The organism is Ruegeria sp. AN6 (assembly GCF_056540425.1).
The window spans coordinates 1-509 of sequence record NZ_JBQFWR010000059.1 but is presented as its reverse complement, the minus strand read 5'-3'; the positions used below and the strand labels follow the sequence as shown (position 1 = coordinate 509).

At 56.0% G+C, this 509-nt stretch carries 1 protein-coding gene; it reads left to right on the top strand.

What is annotated here, in order from left to right; translation table 11 throughout:
* Positions 1-509 (top strand): AMP-binding protein (locus ACR0MQ_RS23030; RefSeq protein WP_480611322.1); only part of this gene is annotated, 509 nt, incomplete at both ends.

The following is a 509-nucleotide window of genomic DNA, read 5'->3' as shown; positions in this document are numbered from 1 at the left end:
GGAAAAGACGGCCTATGTCGGTCTGGGCGGTAGCCTGACCTATACGGATGCAGATCGGCTATCGCGCGATTTTGCTGCGTATCTGCAATCGAAACTGGGCGTCAAAAAGGGTGACCGCATCGCGCTTATGGTCCCGAATATCCTGGCCTTCCCGATTGCCATGCTGGGTATCATTCGCGCCGGAGGCGTTCAGGTGAACGTCAACCCGATGTACACGCCGCACGAATTAGAGCATCAGTTGAACGACGCAGGCGCCGAGATCATCGTGATCTTCGGTGGTTCGACTCCGACACTGGCAGAGGTTGTCGACAACACTCCGATCAAGACTGTGATTACGGTTGATCTGGGCGACATGACAGCGACGCCGATCCCAAGTCCGGCTGCGGACACGCGCCTGAGCGAAACGCTGAGCTTTGCCGAGCTAGTAGAAGAAGGTGAGGATCTGGAATTCAATCCGCCTGTCATCACTGGTGATGACCTGCTGTTCCTGCAATACACCGGTGGTACTA